The organism is Bradyrhizobium sp. MI1.4, assembly GCF_055811315.1.
On the sequence record NZ_JBVVPP010000030.1, the window covers coordinates 18556 to 40376 of the forward strand.

General features: G+C 63.0%; 18 protein-coding genes. 10 read left to right on the top strand and 8 right to left on the bottom strand.

The features are described 5' to 3' along the window. Positions 1–76: 76 nt before the first annotated feature. From AC0L23_RS26225 to AC0L23_RS26235, 3 genes are all read left to right on the top strand, one after another. Complete coding sequence (locus tag AC0L23_RS26225) at positions 77–784, top strand: hypothetical protein (RefSeq protein WP_085348991.1); 708 nt, start codon at positions 77–79, stop codon at positions 782–784. Positions 785–968: 184 nt separating this feature from the next. Beyond that, the gene (locus AC0L23_RS26230) at positions 969–1670 is read left to right on the top strand and encodes a type 1 glutamine amidotransferase domain-containing protein (RefSeq protein ID WP_085384006.1); all 702 of its coding nucleotides are present in this window, start codon (positions 969–971) and stop codon (positions 1668–1670) included. A 122-nt stretch (positions 1671–1792) separates the two neighbouring features. Continuing rightward, entirely contained in the window at positions 1793–2749 is a 957-nt protein-coding gene (locus AC0L23_RS26235; RefSeq protein WP_473357514.1) for an alpha/beta fold hydrolase, read from the top strand. A 49-nt stretch (positions 2750–2798) separates the two neighbouring features. Here the strand turns inward: AC0L23_RS26235 and AC0L23_RS26240 are convergent, their stop codons facing one another. Then, entirely contained in the window at positions 2799–5681 is a 2883-nt protein-coding gene (locus AC0L23_RS26240) for an ATP-binding protein (RefSeq protein WP_085384005.1), read from the bottom strand. Between the two features lie 354 nt (positions 5682–6035). On the opposite strand from AC0L23_RS26240, the gene AC0L23_RS26245 reads away from it, so the two are divergent. Further along, positions 6036–7019: a helix-turn-helix domain-containing protein gene (locus tag AC0L23_RS26245; RefSeq protein ID WP_473357515.1), complete on the top strand. Its 984-nt coding sequence runs from the start codon at positions 6036–6038 to the stop codon at positions 7017–7019. A gap of 83 nt (positions 7020–7102) precedes the next feature. Here AC0L23_RS26245 and AC0L23_RS26250 read toward each other — a convergent pair whose 3' ends face one another. Further along, on the bottom strand, positions 7103–9424 hold the full coding sequence (locus AC0L23_RS26250) for a molybdopterin guanine dinucleotide-containing S/N-oxide reductase (RefSeq protein ID WP_085384003.1): 2322 nt from the start codon (positions 9422–9424) through the stop codon (positions 7103–7105). 287 nt (positions 9425–9711) lie between these two features. On the opposite strand from AC0L23_RS26250, the gene AC0L23_RS26255 reads away from it, so the two are divergent. Beyond that, positions 9712–10173 (top strand): RidA family protein, encoded by a 462-nt coding sequence (locus AC0L23_RS26255; RefSeq protein WP_473357529.1) that lies wholly within the window; start codon positions 9712–9714, stop codon positions 10171–10173. Here AC0L23_RS26255 and AC0L23_RS26260 read toward each other — a convergent pair. The 4 genes from AC0L23_RS26260 to AC0L23_RS26275 form a co-directional block, all read right to left on the bottom strand. Then, a complete protein-coding gene (locus tag AC0L23_RS26260; RefSeq protein WP_473357516.1) occupies positions 10170–11378 on the bottom strand; it encodes a multidrug effflux MFS transporter in 1209 nt (402 codons plus the stop codon). The two genes, AC0L23_RS26255 and AC0L23_RS26260, sit on opposite strands and share 4 nt — an antisense overlap. A 180-nt stretch (positions 11379–11558) precedes the next feature. Next, positions 11559–12734: a helix-turn-helix transcriptional regulator gene (locus AC0L23_RS26265; RefSeq protein ID WP_018460355.1), complete on the bottom strand. Its 1176-nt coding sequence runs from the start codon at positions 12732–12734 to the stop codon at positions 11559–11561. 316 nt (positions 12735–13050) lie between these two features. Beyond that, complete coding sequence (mddA, locus tag AC0L23_RS26270) at positions 13051–13842, bottom strand: methanethiol S-methyltransferase (protein WP_473357517.1); 792 nt, start codon at positions 13840–13842, stop codon at positions 13051–13053. Between the two features lie 204 nt (positions 13843–14046). Further along, complete coding sequence (locus AC0L23_RS26275) at positions 14047–14844, bottom strand: class I SAM-dependent methyltransferase (protein WP_473357518.1); 798 nt, start codon at positions 14842–14844, stop codon at positions 14047–14049. 209 nt (positions 14845–15053) lie between these two features. On the opposite strand from AC0L23_RS26275, the gene AC0L23_RS26280 reads away from it, so the two are divergent. Then, on the top strand, positions 15054–16004 hold the full coding sequence (locus AC0L23_RS26280; protein WP_473357519.1) for an AraC family transcriptional regulator: 951 nt from the start codon (positions 15054–15056) through the stop codon (positions 16002–16004). 642 nt (positions 16005–16646) lie between these two features. Further along, complete coding sequence (locus AC0L23_RS26285) at positions 16647–17429, top strand: Crp/Fnr family transcriptional regulator (RefSeq protein WP_085348983.1); 783 nt, start codon at positions 16647–16649, stop codon at positions 17427–17429. On the opposite strand, the gene AC0L23_RS26290 is transcribed toward AC0L23_RS26285, so the two are convergent. Beyond that, the gene (locus AC0L23_RS26290; RefSeq protein WP_473357520.1) at positions 17404–18366 is read right to left on the bottom strand and encodes a glycosyltransferase family protein; all 963 of its coding nucleotides are present in this window, start codon (positions 18364–18366) and stop codon (positions 17404–17406) included. The two genes, AC0L23_RS26285 and AC0L23_RS26290, sit on opposite strands and share 26 nt — an antisense overlap. 12 nt (positions 18367–18378) lie before the next feature. Further along, on the bottom strand, positions 18379–18666 hold the full coding sequence (locus AC0L23_RS26295; protein ID WP_446480060.1) for a hypothetical protein: 288 nt from the start codon (positions 18664–18666) through the stop codon (positions 18379–18381). Positions 18667–19020: 354 nt separating this feature from the next. On the opposite strand from AC0L23_RS26295, the gene AC0L23_RS26300 reads away from it, so the two are divergent. From AC0L23_RS26300 to AC0L23_RS26310, 3 genes are read left to right on the top strand one after another with little or no spacing between them, the layout of a single operon-like run. Further along, on the top strand, positions 19021–20121 hold the full coding sequence (locus AC0L23_RS26300) for an inositol-3-phosphate synthase (RefSeq protein ID WP_085348982.1): 1101 nt from the start codon (positions 19021–19023) through the stop codon (positions 20119–20121). Then, entirely contained in the window at positions 20121–20720 is a 600-nt protein-coding gene (locus AC0L23_RS26305) for a histidine phosphatase family protein (protein WP_018460365.1), read from the top strand. Before AC0L23_RS26300 ends, AC0L23_RS26305 begins: the two co-directional genes overlap by 1 nt. Next, positions 20717–21820, top strand: coding sequence for a CgeB family protein (locus tag AC0L23_RS26310; protein ID WP_473357521.1), 1104 nt, complete (start codon positions 20717–20719; stop codon positions 21818–21820). Before AC0L23_RS26305 ends, AC0L23_RS26310 begins: the two co-directional genes overlap by 4 nt. The last annotated feature ends 1 nt before the right edge of the window (position 21821 follow it).

Genomic DNA, 21821 nt, shown 5'->3' on the forward strand with positions numbered 1-21821 from the left:
TCCTAACAAATTCTAACACGCCAAGCCGCATCCGCCCCGCCATGGTGGTGGCACTTCATGGTGGATATGGCGGGACATGGCGCTTCTTGACGATGTAATTGATGCCAGCGGCGGAATGGCCCGCTGGAATAGCTTGAGCCGGTTCACGCTTCACCTCTCCGTCGCGGGAACGCTGTTCTCCAGCACCGGACATGCCAGCGAATTCAAGGACGTGACGGCGGAGGGCTCGACCCGCACGCAATCGGTCCGCTTCACCGGCATCACCGGAGGCGAACACTCCGGCTCGTTTCAGCCGGACGCGATCACGATCGAAAGCCTCGAAGGTGAGATTCTGCGGACCTGGCGCAATCCGAGTCTTGCGTTCACCGAGGCCGGTTCGCCCGCGCTCGCGGGCGAGCTGCATCTCGTCTTCTTCTGCGGCGTCGCGATCTGGAATTATCTGACCAATCCATTCCTGCTCGCCCATCCCGATGTCTTGGTGGAGGAGCTGCCGCCGTGGCAGGAGAATAACGAGTCATGGCGGCGGCTGCGGGCGCAATTCCCACCGAGCCTGATCACGCTCGCGCCCGAACAGATCTTCTATTTCGACGAGAACGCATTGCAACGGCGGACCGACCACGATCTGTTCGGAATGAAAGTCGCGCATTACTCCTGGGCCCATGACAGCTTCGGCGGCATCGTGGTGCCGACGCTCCGACGCGCGCAGACGCTGCGGCCCGACGGAACCGTGGTCGCCAAGCCCGTGCTGATGGATGTCGAGATCTTTGACGCCGTCTTCGAGTAGCGGCCCGCGCGATATCTCCAACTCTCAACGTCTAACAATACATAACGAGCCAACAGTCGGCCTTGAGCGCAGATTGGGGTCGCGAGCAACGAACGACGTGACGTGCTCGAACGAGACCCAGCTCCGCGCATCTCCACCGCAATGGAGCGCGTCATCGCAGCAAACGCACTCAAGGAGAACGGTCATGAAAATATTGATGGTCATCACCTCGCACGATCAGCTCGGCAACACCGGGCGCAAGACGGGCTTCTGGCTCGAGGAGCTCGCCGCCCCCTATTTCATCTTTAGGGATTCCGGGGCCGAGATCACCCTCGCCTCGCCGAAAGGCGGCCGTCCGCCGCTTGACCCCAAGAGCAACGAGCGCGAATTCCGCACCGACCTGACGCTACGCTTCGAGGCCGACGTCGCCGCCGAAGCCCAACTCGACAAGACGGTTCGCCTCGACAGCGTCAAGCAGGAAGATTTCGACACCGTCTTCTATCCCGGCGGTCACGGCCCGATGTGGGACCTCGCCGAGGACAAGGACTCGGTCAAGCTCATCGAATCCTTCCTTGCCGCCGGCAAGACAGTCGCCGTGGTCTGCCATTCGACTGGTGCGCTGCGCCACGTCAAGACGCCCGACGGCAAGCCCCTGGTTCAGGGCAAGGAGGTGACCGGTTTCACCAATGGTGAAGAGGAGGATGTCGGCCTCACCAAGGTGGTGCCTTTCCTGGTCGAAGACGAAATGCTGAAGCTTGGCGCCGTCTTCTCGAAGACGGCAAACTGGGGCGTTCACGTCGTCACCGACGGCCTCTTGATCACGGGCCAGAACCCGCACTCCTCGGGTCCGGCCGCGCAGGCCCTGCTCGCCGCCCTGAAGGGCGAGCCGCTGGCGCGCGCGTCGTAAAGCCCAGATGCGGCACATCGCGAGAGGCGCCCGCGATGGTGCCTCTCGACGCCGCCGTCACAAGGGGATGTCCCCTACTTGCGACACATCTTCACCTCACATGCCGAATTCGGAGCGATGACATGAACATCCCAGCCACTCTTGCCCTATCGGCCGCTTTGGCCTGCGCGACCGTGCAGGCCTCGGCACAGGATCTGCGATCGAGCCGGCGTTCGATCAGCTATCACAAGACCGATATCCGGGGTCTCGAGATTTTCTACCGCGAGGCTGGGCCCACCGACGCTCCGACGGTGCTGCTGCTCCACGGATTTCCCTCGTCGTCGCGGATGTGGGAGCCGCTGATGCCGCTGCTCGCCGACAAATATCATCTCATCGCGCCGGACTATCCCGGCTTCGGCAACAGCAGCGCGCCGCCGCCATGCGACTTCACCTATACGTTCGACAACATCGCCGCCGTGATCGGCGAGCTCACAACGAAGCTCGGCCTCACCGACTACGTCCTGTTCATGCAGGACTACGGAGGCCCTGCCGGCTTCCGCATGGCGCTGGCGCATCCCGAACGCGTCCGCGGTGTCATCGTCCAGAACGCGGTTTCGCACGAGCAGGGGCTGAGCCCGCTCTGGAATGCGCGCAGGAAGTACTGGGCCGACCCGGCGCACGAGGTCGAGGCGCTCAAGGCCAACTTTACGTCCCTGGAGGCGACGCGTCAGCGGCATCTCGGCTCCAGTCCGCGTCCCGAGCGCTATGACCCCGACACCTGGATCGACGAATACGCGTTCCTGACGCGTCCCGGCCAGGCCGAGATTCAGACCACGCTGTTCCTGGATTACCGGACCAACGTCGCCTCCTATCCGAAATGGCAGGCTTGGTTGCGCCAGACGCGGCCACCGACGCTGGTGGTCTGGGGCGAATACGATCCGTCATTCGCCGTCGCAGGCGCGACGGCCTATCGCGACGACGTGCCGGATGCCGAGGTTCACATTCTCGAAGCCGGCCACTTCGCGCTGGATGAAGCCACCGACGAGATCGCTTTGCTTGTCCGCGACTTCCTGGGGCGGCTGGCTGGACACAAGGGTTGAGCGCTGATGGACGCGCTCAGCAGCGAGAAGAGACGGTCGTATCGACTGTTCAGGCCCCCGGTTCGTTCAACATGCGCCGTGCTGCAATGAGATCGGCGGTCTCGAACCCTTCGGAGAACCGGGCATAGGTTTGAGCGAGCTGTTCGAGCGGATTTTGCACATGCTGCCGGGTTCGAAGCCGCGCCAGCGACATCTCGGCTCGCAGCCGCCACGATAGCGCGCCCTGCTGTTCGGCGAGCGAGATCGAGGCGACAAGATCGGCCTCGGCCGCGTCGGGATTGCCGCCCTGGATCTCCAGCTCTCCCCGCAGACGGAGCAGCTCGGGCATGTCGAACGCGCCGCCTTCCCGCTCGACCCGCAGAATGGTTTCGTGAAGAACCTGAATGCCTTCCGTCAATTGTCCCAAGCTGACCAGGCCCCGAGACAGATCCGCGGCGAACGCCGAGGCATAGAGTTCGTAGCGGTCGGCATGCAGGCGTGGAAGCGCACTCCGCATCAGGTCGACGCCGCCGGCCGCCTCGCCCCGAGCGATCATGCTCTGCGCCCGAAAACCCGCCGCGACGGCTTCGTAAGGCACGAGCCCGTGCATGCTCGCATGCGCGGTCAGACGACCGGTCATGACCTCGACCGACGACCAGTCGCCGAGCCAGCCGAATACCGAAGCGGACCAGCATAATGCGATACAATGCATGACCACGTCATGCGGCGCCGAAGCGCCGACCAGCGGCCGGATGCATTCGAGCGCACGATCGGGAAAGCCGCGCAGCCATAGCACGCGCGCGAGCGGAATTTGCGGTGTGCGTGAATAGGCGAAATGCCCGGGTTGGGTGCCGCGGAGCGCAGCGTCGTCTCGCAGGCCCTGGTCGAGATGAGCCTGCGCCGCGGCCTGGTCTCCGGCGAGGTGATATGACACGCCGAGCAGCGCTTTGCTCCCGGCGATGCCCGCGGTATCGCCGATGACGCGGGCAATCCGCTCGGCGTGAAGCGCAGTCGGCACCAGATGCCGATAGCGACCGGTCCGGCGGTAGAACATGTTGAGCCGGGACAACAGCCTGAATGTGTTGGCGTGATCGGAAAGCGCTTCCGCTATTTCCAGCCCGCGCCTGAGCGCCGCTTCCGCCTGCTCGCTGTTACGTTCGGTGAACATCAAGGCGTGACCGAGCGTCGACTGAAGTTCGAGCTCCCATGCGCCGCCCCGGTCGGCCTCGTCCAGCATTGCGAGTGCGCGATCGGACCAGATGCGGGCCTCGTTCAGCAAATTGAGTTCGACGAACAGCCTTGTGCAGCTGCCGGCGAGCGGCACGCGCAAGCCGGCGCCGTCGTCGTTGGCATAAGCCCATTGCAGCGCAGCGCGGGCATCGGCGAGCAGGCTCGCGCTTTCCTGCAAACGTGACGCATGATCGCCGCCCTCCTTGTCCCTCATGCCCGCTTCGAGCGTGCATTGAACATAGAGAGCATGACGATGCGCGATCTGCGCCAGCTGTCCGCCGTCGCCCAGTTTCTGCAGGGCATAGGCACGCGTTGCGTCGAGCAGGCGATAGCGCCGCGATGCGCCGTCCGGCTGGGTGGAAACCAGCGACTTCACCACGAGTTGCTCCAGGGCCTCGACGACGCGATCCTCCGCCATCTCCGCCCCGGCCGCGACTGCTATCGCGCCCCTCAACGTGAAGTGACCTGCGAAGACGGCGAGGCGCTGAAATACGATCCGCTCGCTCTCGCCGATCAGACCGAAACTCCAGTCGAGCGTAGCGCCGAGCGTCTGCTGCCGCGGCGGCGCCGTCCGCCGCCCGCGCCATTCGAGCTGCAGCCGGTTGTCGAGCAGCGCCGCCATCTCGCGCAGTCCATAGAGACCGACACGTGCGGCAGCCAGCTCGATCGCCAGCGCGATGCCGTCGAGCTTGCCGCAAATCCGGGCCAGGACTTCGGCATCCTCGTCGGTGATGTCGTCGCGATGCCCCGCCGCGACGGCGCGATCGACGAACAGGCGCACGGCGGGATAAGCAAGCACCTCGCCGGCACTGAGGCGGGTGCCCTGCGGCGGACCGGGGAGCGAAACGAGCTCGAAAATCTGCTCGCCTTCCACCAGCAGCGATTCGCGGCTGGTTGCGAGGATGACGATGCCAGGCGCCTCCCGGTAGATGTTTTCTGCAAGGCGCGCGACCTCCTCGATGACGTGCTCGCAGCTGTCGAGCACGAGAAGCAGCCGGCGGCCGCGCAGGAAATTGACGATGCTGGCCGAGGGGTCCTCGTGGTGCACGACGAGGCCCAACGCGGCTGCAACCGTGCTCGCGACCAGCGCTCCGTCCTTGAGCGGACCGAATTCGAGGAAATGGACGTTGCCGTCGAAGCTATCGCACATCTCGTGCGCGAGCGCAGTCGCAACGGTGGTCTTTCCGATGCCGCCCGGCCCTCGCAGCGTGACGAAGCGATCGCGGAGCAAGCGCGCTGCCAACTCGGCCACGGCGTCCTCTCGCCCGACCATCCGGTCCAATCGGCGCGGTAGCGACGGTGGCGGCGCGGCCCTTTCAGGCACACGCGACGCCGGTGTAGCCACCTCCGCGCGCCCGCCACGCCGCACGGGCGCGACAAAGCAATAGCCCCGGCCCGGGATGTTGGTGATGTAGCGGGCACCATCCTTTCCGTCGCCGAGCACCTTGCGCAGCTCCGCGACATGGACGCGCAGGCTGACCTCCTCGACGGAAAGTCCGGACCACGCATAGCCGAGAATTTCGTTCTTCGGGACCACTTCGCCGGCGCGACTGACCAGCAGGCGCAAAATATCCATCGCACGGCTGCCGAGCCTGACCGGCAAGCCATCCTTCTCCAGCAGCCGCGACCGCAGCGAAAATGGCCCGAACGCGACGGCATCGAAATCTGGGATCGCCGCGGCGTCGCGGCCGCGGGGGCCCTGTCCTGCCGAGAGCTCGATCACTTTTGACTCATCTTGACGGCCGCTCCAGCGAAATGCGGCGCGACTATACCCGGCGCCAGTGCGAGGTCCAGCGAGGGCAACCCACAGAACTCACACCTCCACATCGATCTCCACGCCATGACCGGTGCTCTCCTGAGTCGTGTCGGGGATACGCAAATGTCTGATAAACTGTACAAAAACGACGCTTCCTGAGACGGGATGCCGCACCTGATGCGCTCCCACAAAAACTAACACATCCTAATCACCACTAACGAGCTTGCAGGTCAGCTCACGCCTATCCTCTCACCATGGAAAACGTGGGCTTTGCGCGTTTGCTGGTTGCAAACAGCGGAGAACGCCCGGAGAGGACGAACGATGTTGACCAATTTGCAGGCAGGTGATGCCTGGATTGAATTTCCGGGCACCTCGGGGGATTGCGAGTTCCCCCGGGCAACACACGCGATCATTCGGGAGCGTCAATGGCGTCAGATCGATCCGGGCACGGGAGCGGCGGCCGAGGACATCGCGATCTCGCGATGGGAAGACCCGCGGAGCACCTCGTCGCACCAAGCGACGACGCCCGAGGATCGCTATTTCGTCGGCATCGCCCTCAAGACCACGCGCGCGAAACTGACCCGGGATCGCCAGGTCATTTTCGACGGGACCATGCCCGCGGGCACACTGTATCTCACCGCGCCGTCAAAGCCCCTCGCCGTACAATTCCAGTCGCCATGCGCCTTCTTGCACTTTTACATCTCCGCGGATCAATTTCCGGCACAATTTTCCGGAACCGAAGGTTTGAATGATCTCGTCCTGTTGCGCGATCCGCTCGCGGCCGAGCTTGCCAAGGCGCTGATCGAACTTGGCGACGCCGCGGACCACGAGTTCACGCGCTGCATTGGCCAAACCCTTGCGATGCATCTGGCGCGGCTGGAATTGCCACGCGCCAAGGTCAATGCCCTGCCGAAATGGCGGCTGCGGCGCGTCGAGCAGTATGTCGCCGATCATTTCCACCGCTGCATCAGCCTGTCCGAGCTCGCCAATGTCGCCGGCCTGTCCAGAATGCACTTTGCGGCGCAATTCCGCGTCGCGACCGGTTATCGCCCCCGCGAATATCTGCTCAATCACCGGATCGAGCAGGCCAAGACGTTGCTGGCGACCACCGAGCGGCCGCTGGCCGAGATCGCACTCGCCGTCGGCTTCAGCACGCAGGCGCATTTTTCGACTGTCTTCAAGCGCATCACCGATCAATCCCCGGCACGCTGGCGCCTCGCCAGCAAGGGCGAACGGCGAGAGGTGCAAGCACTCCCGCCGCGTCGTCCTGCTACGGAGAGTGACTGGATCAGCGCAGCCGCGTAAGCATTCGCTCGCGCCCTCATCCTCCCGGGCCTGCGAGCCACTCGGGGCCGTCCCTGCACCCACACAGGACGGCCCCTTTTTTTCTACACCGGATCGAAAGCCCGGATCGGCGGCAGATTGCCGGTGAACTTCTCGACCTCGGCTGTCGTGAGCTGACCGGTGCAGCCTTGCGCAAAGGACGACGTGCCGACGTCGCGGGTGAGCACGTTCGGATTGCCGTGCACGCAGAGCGGCGCGTCGTCTTCGGGGTCCATCGGGTCGTACCAGGCGCCGGTCGGGAGCTGGACCACGCCGGGCGCGATGCCGTCGGTGACGTGGACCGCGGCGAGACAGGCGCCGCGCGCGTTGAACAGCCGGATGATGTCGCCGTGCTTGATCCCGCGTGCGTCAGCGTCCCGTGGGTTCATGCGCGCGACCTCGCGGCCGCGATGTTTGCTTTGAAGCGAATGTCCGCCGAAATCGAGCTGGCTATGCAGACGCGTCACCGGCTGGTTGGCGACCAGGAAGCACGGCGCCCCCGGCTTGGGCGTGTCGGACTTCTCCAGCCAGACCGGATGGCCCGGGCAATCCGCATCACCATGACCTGCGATCTTGGCAGAGAATATTTCGATGCGACCGCTCGGCGTGGGCAAAGCATGATTGACGGGATCGTCGCGGAAGCGGCGCAGCCGGCCACCGTCGTCGGGCTGCTGCGGCACCACCAGGCTGCCGCGCCGCCAGAACTCTTCGAAGCTCGGCGCTTCCAGGCCGCGCGCTTCGAGCGAGGCGCGGGTCGGCTCATAAAGATGTTCCAGCCACTGACGTGACGTCCGCCCCTCGGTGAAGGGCTCGCGCGCACCGAGACGGTCGGCGAGATCGGCGAAGATCTCGTAGTCGTCGCGCGCAAGGCCGAACGGCTCGGCGATCCGGTGCATCGCGACCATCAGGGGATCGTTGCTGGAATAGCCGATGTCTTCGCGTTCGAGCGTCATCGTCGAGGGCAGCACGATGTCGGCATGCCGGGCCGTGGCAGTCCATGCGAGCTCGTGCACGACCAGCGTGTCGACTTTCGCAAACGCCTTGCGCAGGCGGTTGATGTCCTGGTGGTGATGGAAGGGATTGCCGCCGGCCCAGTAGACAAGGCGGATATCCGGATAGGTGCGCGTCTCGCCGTTGTAGCGATAGGCGCTGCCGGGATTGAGCAGCATGTCGGCGATGCGCGCCACCGGAATGAAATCGCGGACAGCGTTGCGGCCCTGCCCCAATGTCGGCCCCGGCACGTCGTTGACGCGGCGACCGTAATAGCCGATTGCCCCCAACGAATAGGCGTAGCCGCCGCCGGAGAGGCCGATCTGGCCGAGCGCTGCCGCCAGCACCATGCCCATCCACACCGGCTGCTCGCCATGCTCGGCGCGCTGGAGCGAATGAGAGACGGTGATGAGCGCGCGCTTGCCGGCGAGCCGGCGCGCCAGCTTGCGGATTGTGTCGGTGTCGACGCCGCAGACCGCGGCGGCCCATTCGGCGTGCTTGGGTTGGCCGTCGCTCTCGCCGGTGAGATAGCGCAGGAAGACCGGCCAGCCCTCGGTGTAGCGATCGAGGAAGGCCTGGTCGTGCAGGTTCTCCGCGATCAGCGTATGAACGATGCCGAGCATCAGCGCGGTGTCGGTCCCGGGCACGCAGGTCATCCACTCGGCGCCGGCCTCGACGGGCAGGTCTTCGCGCAACGGGCTGACCAGGATGAACTCGCAGCCGCGGCGGCGCGCAGCTTCCATCGCGCCGCGCTCAACATGCTTGCTGATCGAGCCGCCTGCGACCATCGAGTTCTTCAGCGCCATGCCGCCGAACGCCAGCACGATGTCGGTATCAGCCGCGATCTGCTCCCAGGTGACATTGCGCTTGGTGATATCCTCGTAGCCGCAGAGGATCTGCGGCAGCAGCACCGAGGACGCGCCGGAGGAATAGGAGTTCACCGAGCGCACATAGCCGCCCAAGGCGATGTTGAGGAAGCGATGCACCTGGCTCTGGGCGTGGTGGAAGCGGCCCGCGCTCGACCAGCCATAGGAGCCGCCGAACACCGCGCCGGGGCCGCGCGTGTCACGGATGCGTGCCAGCTCGTCGCCGAGCAGATCGAGCGCCTTTTCCCAGCTGACGGATACGAATTCATCGCGGCCGCGGCGATCGTCCGGACCCGGACCGCGTTCGAGCCAGCCGCGGCGGATCGCCGGCTGGGTGATGCGCGCCTGATGGCGTAGCGCGCCGGGAAAATTGTCGATGATGCGGTTCGGATCGGGATCGCCCGCATAGGCCCTGACCTCGAGCCCGGCCTCGCCTTGACGTGCCGAGAACACGCCCCAATGCGAGGTGTGCGGCTTGAAGCCGTCGGACAGGTCGAGGCCGGGGTCGGGGAAGCCAATCGTATCGTCCATCGTCGCATTCCTTGTTCCGGTCGCGGCACTGTCCCGGCCGCACCGATGTCATCCGCGTCGCAGTATAGCGATCCGCGCTTCGATGTCGTCGGGTCAGGGCCGGCGAAAATGCCGGGCGCTCGTGCAAGGACAGATTGGCGAACGTTCGCAGGAACGACCCGGCGGCGATTTTTCGTCCAATTTGTGCTTTTATTTTCAACGCTTTAGTCGGTTGCATTCAGAGCCGCGCGGTCCGTCTTTCGGTGAGACTTGGCGCGAGATCTCTTTGCGACGACACTGACATTGAAATGTGCGATATGCCGCCCGTCACACACAACATCGGTCCCATCATGATCAAGCGCGTCTTGCCCTACGAGGGTCTGCTCCACGAAGTGGTCGAGCATCATGGCGTGCTCTACATCGGTGGAATCGTCCCAGAGGACACGAGCCTCGACATGTCGGGCCAGGCAAATGACGTCCTCGGGCAGTTGGCGCAGCTGCTCAAGACCCTCGGATCCGATCTGAGCAACGTCTTGCAGGTGACCATCTACATGACGAGCCTCAAGAAGGCAGACTTCAACGCGGCCTGGAAGGCGCATTTTGCAGAGGCTCATCTGCCGGCGCGCGCCGCAATCGGCGTGGCGGATCTCGGTCCCGGCGTCAAACTCGAGATCACGGCCATCGCCGCTCGACATAGTGGCATGCCAGGGCGCCGCAAAGAACCTCACACCAAACCCATTGTGTTCTCGGCAAGATCCACCTCAGATTAGCGCCGCTCGTGAAGGATAACCGCCACGAGCGACGTTACTGTCAGCACGATTCCTAGCCCGACGGCCGGATCGCTGGCGACAATCGCCGCGAGAGAGGCACCGCATGCCGCGCCCGCCATTTGCGACAATCCGAACAGGGCTGCGGCGATACCGGCCTTGCTGCCAAACGGCGACAGCGCTGCCGCGCTCGACAGCGGGCTCACTATTCCCACGCCGAACAGAAAGACGGAAGCCGCTAACAGAAATGGCAGCAGCGCGCCGTTCGCGAGCAGCACCGCGCAAAGCAGCCCGGCGCCTCCGAGGACGGTTAGTCCCAAGCCGACCGACGTCGCACGGCAGGAACCAACCCGCGCCGATAGCCTAGGCGCCAGCATGCCGGCCGCAAACACCAGGAAGACCACGCCCGCAAATAGCTCACCAAGTGTGATTGGCAAGAATCCAAACGATTCGAGCAGCACCCGCGGCGCGCTGGAGAAAATCGCGAAAAGACCGGCCATCACCAGTCCAGCGGTTCTAGCAGGCGCAACGAACCGGCGATCCCGAACAAGCTCCAGATAGAAGCCGGCAATTTTGAGCGGATTCAGAGAACGACGCGCGCCGTCATTGGTTTCGCCGACGAAGGTCGCATAGGCCAAAGCCGTGCAGAGCGCGAAGGCCGCGACAAAGGCAAATTCCGAGCGCCAGCCAAAGAATAGATCGAGCGCACTCCCCAGCAGCGGTGAAAAGCCTGGGGCGGCCGCGGTTGCCATGGTGATCGAGGCCATGACCTTTGCAAGTGCCTGGCCATCGAACAGATCCCGGGCGATCGCACGTGAAAGCACCGAAGCCGCACATGCGCCGCAAGCCTGCATTGATCGGCCGATCAGCAGGCTCGATAGATCGCGCGCGAAAGCGCACCAGATCGTACCGGCGATGAAAATTCCGAGCCCTATCAGAATCGGCATGCGTCGCCCGAACCGGTCCGACAGCGGGCCGGCAATCAATTGCCCTATGGCGAAAATCGCCAGAAAGATCGTGAAGGCCGACGTGACCGCCGCGCTGGATACATGGAAATCGGCCGCGATGACCGGCAGCGAAGGCAAGAAGATGTTGGTCGCAAGGATTCCTGTCGCCGCCAGGGCACAAATCACTATTCTGCGCGCCGCCGCCCCTGCTTGACGTCCGTGCCCCGCCGCAGAAACCGTGCCCTCGACTTCAATGGACATGCTGCGCTCCCAAGTCCTGTCCAGATGCGGCGAGGCAGGGACGCCTGATCACCTACCCCACTGCATGCTGGCCGGACGCATACCATCCTGAACAACCACTGCTTGGGTGTCGTCCTGCGAATGTGGGAGGAGCGCGCAAATATTTGCTGCTTCTGGGTGCTGCAATGAGCGCCCTCTCTCCTATCCCGCCAGGGGCGTCGTATAGCCTGCAACCAGCTTGACGAGATCCGCCTGGCGCGCGGTGCCTGTTTTTTCAAACAACCGGCTGACATGCGTCCTAACCGTACTATCGGCGACCCCGAACGCCATAGCGACCTCAGGAACGCCACCGACCTCGACGATGGCCAGCAACACGCGGAGTTCGGTCGGCGTCAGCTTGAACGCGCTGCCGATGGCTCCGGGAATAGAAGCAACCGCCAGCGACGCCTTGCGAACGAACAAGGCCGCCGTGGCGGTGTAAACAATACCAGCACGCCGACGCGCGCCTGACGTGAGGGGCAATGCATGGGCCACATAGCGGTCGCCCTCCCTGCCGGTCAGCGGCAACGCGATGCCCCTTATACCAAGTGCGGCATCGCCCTGCCCCGCGGTGGCGAAGACATCTCGCAGGGTGCGGTCGACCTGAGGATCGCTGGCGACCAGCCGCCCGCCCACGGAACTCAGAATATCACGAGCGTCGAGAATGGCATTGCCGGCCGTATTGGCGTGAATGAGACGTCCACCGGGATCGACGAGATACATGCCAGCACCGAGCCCGTCCAACGTGTCAACGAACGTCGCGAGTTCAGCGGCCTTGAACTCGAACATCTTGCCGATCACGACGGCACGCCTGATATGCGGCGCGATCAGCCTCATTTGCCGGCGCGCGTGCTCGTCGACGAGCCCATTTCGCCGGTGGCGGAAGACCCCGAAAATAGCTGTGCTGACCGTGGTCCTGTCGACAACCGCGCTGACAAAATCGACAAGCCCCTGGGGCTCGGCCCACTGCCGGTATAGTTCACTCTGGGTGAGTGCTGCGAAAGACATCAAATCGGTCGTCGCGATCGGCTGCTCGAGGTCACCGAGAAAGTGCCCCTCCGCGGAGGAATAAATCTGCCGAAAGAGTTCGACCCGCAACGGCACGTCAAATCCAAAGCGATGGGGCACCGTGGCGTGCTGGACACCGACGTCCTTGCAGAACAGCCCGCCTGCTGCGCCGCCAACGAATTGCACGATGCTGACGATGGCGTCTTCCCAACGAGAGGGATCGATGGCGGCATCGTAGATGACGCTGATCAGGTCGCTCAGTTGCTGCTGATCATCTGAATTGTCTTTCGACGATTCCGAAACCGACCGCGGATGTGAAACCCTGTTCATTCGAAGACGCGCCCTCGGTGTGAGGATAGCTGTGAGACAAGTTTAAGCTTTTCCGCTGATAGCGAGCCGGTATCGCGCTCAAATCATTTTGATCGTGTCCCACCGGAGCCGCGGGGAATATCGGCCATCCTTCAAATGGAGGATGGTCATGCGGTCGGTGATCCTCTTGGCCGGACGCCTCAGGTTGAAATGAGTTGATCAGAACGCGATGCGCACGCCGCCCTGGCCGTGTCGATACGGCTGCGACCGGACGCCGCGCCGCTTGAATCCACCCCTGCTTGCGGACTGATTGGCCTGTCTTGACGAGCGTCTCGGGTCAGATGTCGGCGTCCTGGGACGCGGCGAAGCTTCGGCATGAAAGCGGGACGAGCATGGCCGCGTGACGGCGGTAGCGGCGATACCGGTTGCCGAACTGCTGGATCAGATCGTGCTCTTCCAACTGAATGCCGATCAGGATGTAGGCTGTGATGCCAAGCGAATAGACCAGATGACCGACCGTCATCGCAGGCGTGGCCCAGACTGCGAGCAGGATGCCGAGATAGATCGGATGGCGGACATACCGGTAGAGCAATGGCGTGCGGAATTTGGCTTCGGGCGGTTGTTTACCGAACAGGTGCATGAACACCTGGCTGAGGCCGAACAACTCGAAATGATTGAGAAGAAACGTGCTGACCACCAGCACGACCCAACCCAGCCAGAAGACGGCGTCGAGCGCCCCCGCCGCGACCGGGTGGTTCACGGTCCAGACCGGCGTGGGGATCGGCTGCCACTGCCAGTACAGCAACAGCAGTGCAAAGCTGGCGAACAGCACGTAGGTGCTGCGCTCGACCGAAGCCGGCACGATTCGCGTCCACCAGCGCTTGAAGCCCTGACGCGCCATCACGCTGTGCTGGATCGCGAACACTCCGATTAGCAGCACATCGATAACAATGCTTGCCAGAACCGGACCAATGGCCCCGGAATCGATAGACTTTGGAACGACCAGGTTCCCGGTGAAGCCAATGAGATAGAGCAAGGCGACGAGCGTGACACCGTAAGCGGCAGTGCCGTAGAGGACCGCAACTAGACCTGCCATCAATCTTCTCCCAGAGAGTTCATTTTTTTGCATCGATTCGTCCGATCGCGGCGGCGGCTGCGGCGGTGCTTACAATGAAGAGATTTCGAGCAGCGACTGGCGCGGGTACGTCACCCCCGGGGCCGCGGCGGTGATCCCGGATTCTGCGCGGTGACCATCCAAGAGCTTGAATTCATCATCACGCCTTCAGGGCGGACGAATTGTTTCAACTCGTCCTTCAAGGCCGCCACCAGCGTATCAAACAAACGAGCAGCCTTCGGACCGGCTTCGCGATAAACCTCCCCTGCGGGACCGATCGCCGAGCTGAAACGCGACCGCTTCGTCAAGATCTCGCCCGACCAAGAGTTCGGCATCGATCCATTCGAACCTGATGCCGCCGTAGCCGGCAATCATCAATTGCCGAGTCACGGCCTCGGGATCGGTCATAGAAAACGGTCCGGGGCCACAGGTTGCAGCGTCTTCCCTGACGGGGGGCAGGTAGCGAAGCAGAACCTCCTTCGACAGTGTAAGCCACGGATTGTCCGCCCGTTCGCGCCAGACGACCATCGTCATCAGTCCACCCGGCTTGAGCGCAAATCGCATGTTGCTCAAGCCAGCCGTTGGGTTTTCGAAGAACTGGGTTCCAAAGCGAGAGAAGCAAAAATCATGTACCGGCTCGAACGGATGGGTCTGAACATCCGCTTCGAGAAAGCTGAGATTGCTCACCCCTGCCTCCTTCGCATCTGCGCGGCCGACGTCGAGGAAGGCATTGCAGCAATCGAGGCCGAGGACGGATCCGGTCGGTCCGACGCGCCGCGCAAGTTCAATTGCGGTGTCGCCCCAGCCACATCCCACATCCAGGGCCCTGTCGCCGGCTCTGATTGGCAGCGACGGGAAGACTTTAGCGCTATGCAGGTGAAGGCCGCCGGCGAGGATGTTCCGCCACGCATTGAATTTCGGAGCCAGTACCGCGTTCCAGAAATCGATATACGGCGTGACGGTTGCGGTAGCCTGCGCGATGCTCATGATCTGGATATCCGTCTGCTTGGTTGCCATCCAGAACCCCGTCGTGGCGTCCCGCTTTTCCATTCTTCCGCAACCGGTTCCGCGTCCGCCTGACCGTCTGGACAGCGTCTCAAGGAAACGTGGAGGAATCGGTTGCTTGGCAGTTCATTCATGAGCCCCGTATAAGCGCGGGGACCGCCACGGTGAATGATCGCCCAGCCAGATCAGTTGACCGATCGTCCAAATCTGAGATTAGCCTAATGATCGATCCGCTATCGGAAGTGCTTCGATCGATTCGCCTGACCGGCGGCATTTTTCTGGATGCGCGGTTCACCGCGCCGTGGAGCGTCCATACGCAGATCGTCGCTGAGGACTGCGTGACCTTCGCGGTCAAGCCCTCGCTGCTGATCGCTTACCACTTCGTCATCGCCGGAAAATTTCTGCTCAGCGTCGACAGCGAACCTACAGTCGAGGTGCGGGCCGGCGAGATCGTACTGCTGCCCAGAAACGATGTTCATACGCTCGCCAGCGACGCGGGTCTGGTACCGACAAACGCGCGTCATCTCATTCAGCCGTCACCGGATGGGGGGCTGGCAAAAATTATGCACGGCGGAGGCGGTGAGCCGGCGCAAATCGTGTGCGGTTTTCTCGGCAGCGAGGAAACCTATAATCCGTTGATCGCGGCCCTGCCAAGAGTGCTGAAGCTCGACATTCGCGAGGGGGTCGCACGCGACTGGATCGAGGCTTCAGTGCGATATGCAGCCGGCGAACTGACGGCCGGCAGGTTCGCCTCTTCAAACCTGATGTCTCGGCTTTCCGAACTGCTGTTCGTAGAGGCGATGCGGCAATATTCCGTGACATACACCGATCAAGATGGAGGATGGCTGAAGGGGATTGCCGATCCGAAAATCGGACGCGCGCTCGCCTCCATTCATCATAACGTCGGGCTGCCGTGGTCCGCGGAGTCCCTTGCGAGAGAAGTCTCGATGTCGCGGAGCGCCTTCGTCGACCGCTTCACAACCCTGATCGGGGTGCCACCAATCCGGTATCTGACCATCTGGCGGCTTCAGGCAGCCAAGGTGAGCCTACGAGAAACACGCAAGCCGATCGACCAAATCGCAGAGGAAGTGGGTTACGGATCCGGAGAAGCATTCAGCCGGGCGTTCAGGCGTGAATTCGGCCTGGCGCCTGCGCGATGGCGGCAACGCTGACAACGCAATTGATTGCGCACGCGTCAAGTTTCAGAACGAGCCTCCATAGGGGGACGATCAAGAAATGATGCGTCGCCGTCGCGGCGAGAGCCGTAGCGGGTCAAACCGGCCCTGGACGGTCGGAATCGCACCTCTTGTCTATCTCGCACAGCGGAGCATGTGACCAGCTGATACGCACGTCCTAGTGCCCTCGGCGTGGACCTGGAGCACGGGCACGCGTCACGCACGCCAATTTCAGTGCGCACAAACCCGCGCGATATCGGCGACGGGTCGAGATCGGCGAATGCACGCACATGGTCGTGCTGGAGAAGAACCGGTTGCAGGCCTTCGACGCGATCAATCAGTTTCTCTCGGAACAGTATGAGCATGACTAGCGCGATCTCCGCGGATCCCGCCGCGAGAAACACAGATGCTTCGCCTGAGCGCGACTCGCGCTTCCGGTTCCCGAATCGTCCGATCCTTGAGGACGATCGCATGCGCCGTCTACTATTCCGGAACCGTTTGACCGATCGCCCTCGCACTTCTGGGCGCATGCTGGGCAGACAAACAATGACCTGCATGGAGTAAAACTATCAAAGTTTAATGCGCTCTGTCGTTCTCATCGATCAAATTGGGGACGGGTTCTGAGTTATTAGGCGACCAATGCAGGCAGGATTTGCGTTCTCCAAGCTCGCCGACCGGTTGGCGAGCCTCACTCCCGTAACGGCCGACGATCTCCACCTGCTCGCGGACATGGCGAGCACAATCGCGCATCTCGGTTCGCGTCAGGCCGTTTTGCGGCATGGCGATGATGCCACCCAGTGCTGCCTGCTCCTTCAGGGATATCTGTCGTGGCAGGATGCAGAGAGTGCGGACGGGCAGATAACGTCAATCCATGTTCCCGGTGACATCGCCGATCTACACACGCTTTATCGTCCTCGCGTTGACGGCAACCTGATCGCGCTCGGCCCTGCCATCGTCGCTCTCGTGCCACACCGCTTCTTTCACGATTTGTCCGCGCGTTCGCCCGCGATGTCTCGCGCATTGCTGCTGATGCTGCTCACCACCCACGCCATTCAGCGCAACTGGACAGTGAACCTGGGTAGCCGTGATGCATTGACGCGCGTGGCGCATCTGCTGTGCGAGATCACCACCCGGCTGCAAAGCGTCGGCTTGGCGAGAGATTTCAGACTGCCGTCACCCTTCACCCAATCGGACCTTGCGGCAGCATGCAGCATCTCCCCGGTCCACGCCAACCGCACGATTCAGGAACTGCGACGATGCAATCTCCTGCAATGGCAGGGCAAGACGGTAACGATCACGGACTGGCAGGGACTCGTGCGGCTCGCAAGATTCGATCCGACTTACCTGAGCATTTCGTCCAGCCGCGACGATGCGTCGTCCTCGCGTCTCAGGCCACTTACGGCGGACCTTGCGCTCGCTTGAGCTCCTTTCGGACGACACCTTGGAGACTTGCGGAGCGTGCAATCAGGGCCTCCCGCACCTCTTCAAGGACGCTATCCCAGTTGCCTGGTGTCCTCTGATGAAACAGCCGCAGGCTCGGATACCAAAGGGAATGGGCCTCGGATGCCGGCCAGCGCCAGTCGCAATCCGCATGCAATAAGACCCACGCCTCACAGCCGAGTGCTCCCGCGAGATGGGCCACCATAGTGTCGACGCAAATGACGAGATCGAGCCGCTGGAGGAGATGACCGAGAACCGTAACGTCAGGCGTGCTGACGTCCCTCGCGCCGATCTCGGCCAGTTCGCACGTTCGGGCCCCGCGTTGCAGTGAGCAGAGCGTCACGCCGGGAACGGCAAGATGTCCCAACAGGGACGGCGGAACGGTCCTCCGCTTGTCCCAATTGCCGACTTCCCAAACCAGGCCCACGGCAAGGCCCCTGAGTTCGAGACCTCGGTCTTGCGGGAGCGCTGGTTCGACCTTGGTCGGCAACGACAGGTAAGGTGCGCGCATCTCGACCTGCTCTCGCCTCGCCCTTATGGCATGCGGCACCTCCATAATCTCGATATCGACCTCGAAGTCGACCTCAGGTGCACCATCATGGAGCGCGAAGGCCCGATCGACGCCAGCCGCTCGCTCGACCAGCGGCAGAAGCTCGCCCTGGCACCAGACCGTGACGCGGCGCGCGACGTCACGAAGCGGCCGCATGAAGCGCAGGAATTGGATAGTGTCGCCGAGCCCGTGGTAGCAGCGGACCAGCACATCCTTGCCCCTCAGTTCCTCACGACGCCAGATCCGCTGCAGGTGACGCGGCCCGGTGTGCTTGGGTGGATACGCAAGCATTGCCAGATCGCGGTCATTGATTGCCCAGGCGCGTTCGAAGTCGCCTGCCCGCATCGCCTCGGTCCAGCCGCCCGACACGTGGTGATCCAACTAGCGCCGCACGAATTTGTGAAAGCGGCTCGGCTTACCATCCTTGGTCTCTTCCTGATGGAGGAAGGCAATGCCGGCCTCGTCGAACTTGGCGAAGAATTCGTCCCAGCTGATCCGATCGAGACCTTCGTCGGGCGGATCGAAATCGATGCGCAGGATACCGGCGTGTCCGTCCTCCTCCGTGGCCTTGACCGTCGCAGGCTTTCCGCCGCGCTCCTCCGCCCATTTCCGGATCACATCATGGCTGGTGGTCTGCTGGGCTTCGCTGGTTTGTGATTTGGATGACATGTGACACCTCGATTGCTGACAAGGAGCGAGCGACGGATCGGCCCTCGCGTCGGACTGTTTCGCCGTGAACGCCGGGCGCGAGCATTTGTTCTTTCGTAGGCCGGACTCTCTCAAAACATCATCTTCTTCATCTTCATCATGGAAGCTTTTCGTTCCCACCAACCCGCCCGGGATTCTATCCCAGGTTAAGCCCGCGAGATTTTTTCGGCCGGAATCCGACGTGAGGCGGACATAGTGCAGTGAGTTCAGGAACGAACATACGTTCCCCACGTTCGCCGACGTACTTACGTCAACACTGCATCTCTTCAACACTGCATGCCTTAACGCTGCACGTCTTCCGGAGGGCCTCTAGCCATGCATTCTCGTCTTCAGGACAGGCGGCGCGTGCGCGTCGGCATCGTCGGTGTCGGCAATTGTGCGAGCTCCTTCGTTCAAGGGCTCTCCTATTACCGGGACGCCAAATCGAATGAGCCGGTGCCTGGGCTGATGAACGCCGATCTCGGCGGCTACCACATCAGCGACATTCAGGTCGCGTCGGCCTTCGACGTCCATGCCGGCAAGGTCGGACGCGACGTGGCCGAGGCGATCTTCGCAGCGCCGAACAACACGCACCGCTTCTCCGACGTCGCCCCCACCGGCGTCATGGTCCAACGCGGCCCCGTCATGGACGGCGTCGGCCATTATCTCAAGGACGACGTCCCGATTGCGGATGTCCCGGAAGCCGACGTCTCCGAAGTGCTCGCGACCTCGCGCACGGACGTGCTTGTGTCCTATCTTCCCGTCGGCTCGCAGCGTGCGAGCGAATTTTACGCCGCGCGCGCGATCGAGGCCGGCTGCGGCTACGTCAATTGCATCCCCGTCTTCATTGCCTCGAATCCCGACTGGCGGCGGCGTTTCGAGGATGCAGGCCTGCCGATCGTTGGCGACGACATCAAGAGCCAGGTCGGCGCCACCATTCTGCACCGTGTGCTCGCCAATCTCTTCCGCGAACGCGGCGTACGGCTGGACAGAACCTACCAGCTCAACGTCGGCGGCAACACCGATTTCAAGAACATGCTCGAGCGCGAGCGGCTGACATCAAAGAAGATCTCCAAAACCCAAGCCGTAACCAGCCAGTTCGACGTGCCCATGGATGCCGATAATATCCATGTCGGCCCGAGCGACCATGTGCCGTGGCTGACCGACCGCAAGCTGGCCTTTATCCGCCTGGAGGGCACCACGTTCGGCGGTGTTCCCTTGAGCGCGGAAGTCAAGCTCGAAGTCTGGGACTCCCCGAACTCGGCGGGTGTCGTGATCGACGCCGTCCGCTGCGCCAAGCTCGCCATGGACCGCGGGCAGGCCGGCGCGCTGACGGGCCCCTCGAGCTATTTCATGAAGTCGCCGCCTCAGCAGTTCACGGACGAAGAGGCCGGACGGCGAACGCGCGCCTTCATCGACGACAAGGCGTATACCTGATGGCGAAGATCATTCATCTGATCCGCCACGGGCACCATGCCCTGCTCGGCCGCACGCTCTGTGGCCGGATGAAGGGCGTGGAGCTCGATGATCTCGGCTGCGAGGAAATCGCGCGATGCGCCGATACTTTCACGCCCCCGCCGAGCATGGTTCAGTCGAGCCCGCAGCGGCGCTGCATGCAGTCGGCCTGCATCCTGGCGGCGCGCTTCGGCTTGCCGGTCGAGATCGTGCCGGCACTCGACGAGCTCGACTACGGCGAATGGACCGGACTGTCGTTCGAGGCGCTCGCCCGGGATCCCCGATGGTCGCGCTGGAACGAACAACGCGGAACGAACCGCCCGCCGGGCGGCGAAAGCATGCGGTCGCTCCAGAAGCGCGTGGTCGCCCATCTGGAACAGCTGCGCAACGATCATGGTAGCGGCACCGTCGTCGTCGCCGTCAGCCATGCCGAACCGATCCGCGCGGCGCTGCTGCACTATTCCCGGAAAGAGCTCGACGACTTCCTCTCGATCGAGATCGACCCCGGCAGCGTCAGCACCCTCAGCGTGGACAATCGCGGACTCAAGATCACCGGGATCAATCAGCGGGTGCCAGCGTGAAGATCGTCATTTTCGGCCTGACAATTTCCTCGTCCTGGGGCAACGGTCACGCCACCCTGTGGCGAGGGCTTTGCAAGCATCTCGCGCGAGCCGGCCACAGCGTCGTCTTTTTCGAGCGCGACGTGTCCTACTACGCCGGCGCGCGGGATTTGCACGAACTGCCCGGCGGGCAATTGCGACTGTTCTCGAACTGGGACGATGTGCTTGCTTTGGCGCGGAGCGATATTCGTGATGCAGATGTCGCGATCATAACGTCCTATTGTCCTGACGCGGTCGCCGCGACAGAGCTTGTCCTGTCCGAGGGTCGTGCGGTGCCCGTGTTCTATGACCTCGACACGCCGGTCACCCTGGCGAAGCTGATGGCCGGCGAGGCCGTTCCCTATATCGGGCCGCGCGGCCTGCGGGATTTCGCCCTGGTCCTGAGCTTCACCGGCGGCTCCCGCATCTGCAACGAATTTCGCGACAGGCTCGGCGCCTGCAACGTCCGCCCGCTCTACGGACACGTCGATACGGACATCCATCGGCCGGTGCCGTCGCAGCCGCATTACCGTGCGGATCTGTCCTATCTCGGCACATATTCGCAGGATCGCCAGCGCGCACTCGAGGCTCTGTTCGTCGAACCCGCACGTAACAGGCAGGATCTGCGCTTCCTGATTGGAGGTGCACAATATCCGGAAGATTTTCCCTGGTCGCCAAACATCTACTTCGTGCAGCACTTGCCGCCGTCGGAGCACGCGGCGTTCTTTGCGTCATCCCGGCTGACACTCAACGTCACGCGCCGCGCCATGGCCGAGATGGGCTGGTGCCCCTCCGGCCGCCTGTTCGAAGCCGCTGCCTGCAAGGCCCCGCTGCTCAGCGACGACTGGCCGGGACTCGATGAATTCTTTGTACCTGGGCAGGAGATCCTGATCGCATGCGATGCGAAGGACACGCTTGCTGCGTTGACGATGGCCGACGCCGAGCTTCAGCACATTGCCGGGCGCGCCTATGAACGGACCATGGATCAGCACACATCCGACAAGCGCGCAGCCGAACTGATTTGGCTGCTCGAGCAGACGGCATCGCTCGGCGCGCGCCGACAGCAACCCGAGGAGGCCTGAT

Bases quoted from the DNA above. Each gene is read 5' to 3' on its own strand.
- AC0L23_RS26225 (WP_085348991.1), top strand. From the start codon at position 77: ATGGCGCTTCTTGACGATGTAATTGATGCCAGCGGCGGAATGGCCCGC.
- AC0L23_RS26230 (WP_085384006.1), top strand. From the start codon at position 969: ATGAAAATATTGATGGTCATCACCTCGCACGATCAGCTCGGCAACACC.
- AC0L23_RS26235 (WP_473357514.1), top strand. From the start codon at position 1,793: ATGAACATCCCAGCCACTCTTGCCCTATCGGCCGCTTTGGCCTGCGCG.
- AC0L23_RS26245 (WP_473357515.1), top strand. From the start codon at position 6,036: ATGTTGACCAATTTGCAGGCAGGTGATGCCTGGATTGAATTTCCGGGC.
- AC0L23_RS26250 (WP_085384003.1), bottom strand. From the start codon at position 9,424: ATGGACGATACGATTGGCTTCCCCGACCCCGGCCTCGACCTGTCCGAC.
- AC0L23_RS26255 (WP_473357529.1), top strand. From the start codon at position 9,712: ATGTGCGATATGCCGCCCGTCACACACAACATCGGTCCCATCATGATC.
- AC0L23_RS26260 (WP_473357516.1), bottom strand. From the start codon at position 11,378: ATGTCCATTGAAGTCGAGGGCACGGTTTCTGCGGCGGGGCACGGACGT.
- AC0L23_RS26265 (WP_018460355.1), bottom strand. From the start codon at position 12,734: ATGAACAGGGTTTCACATCCGCGGTCGGTTTCGGAATCGTCGAAAGAC.
- mddA (WP_473357517.1), bottom strand. From the start codon at position 13,842: ATGCAAAAAAATGAACTCTCTGGGAGAAGATTGATGGCAGGTCTAGTT.
- AC0L23_RS26275 (WP_473357518.1), bottom strand. From the start codon at position 14,844: ATGGCAACCAAGCAGACGGATATCCAGATCATGAGCATCGCGCAGGCT.
- AC0L23_RS26280 (WP_473357519.1), top strand. From the start codon at position 15,054: ATGATCGATCCGCTATCGGAAGTGCTTCGATCGATTCGCCTGACCGGC.
- AC0L23_RS26285 (WP_085348983.1), top strand. From the start codon at position 16,647: ATGCAGGCAGGATTTGCGTTCTCCAAGCTCGCCGACCGGTTGGCGAGC.
- AC0L23_RS26295 (WP_446480060.1), bottom strand. From the start codon at position 18,666: ATGTCATCCAAATCACAAACCAGCGAAGCCCAGCAGACCACCAGCCAT.
- AC0L23_RS26300 (WP_085348982.1), top strand. From the start codon at position 19,021: ATGCATTCTCGTCTTCAGGACAGGCGGCGCGTGCGCGTCGGCATCGTC.
- AC0L23_RS26305 (WP_018460365.1), top strand. From the start codon at position 20,121: ATGGCGAAGATCATTCATCTGATCCGCCACGGGCACCATGCCCTGCTC.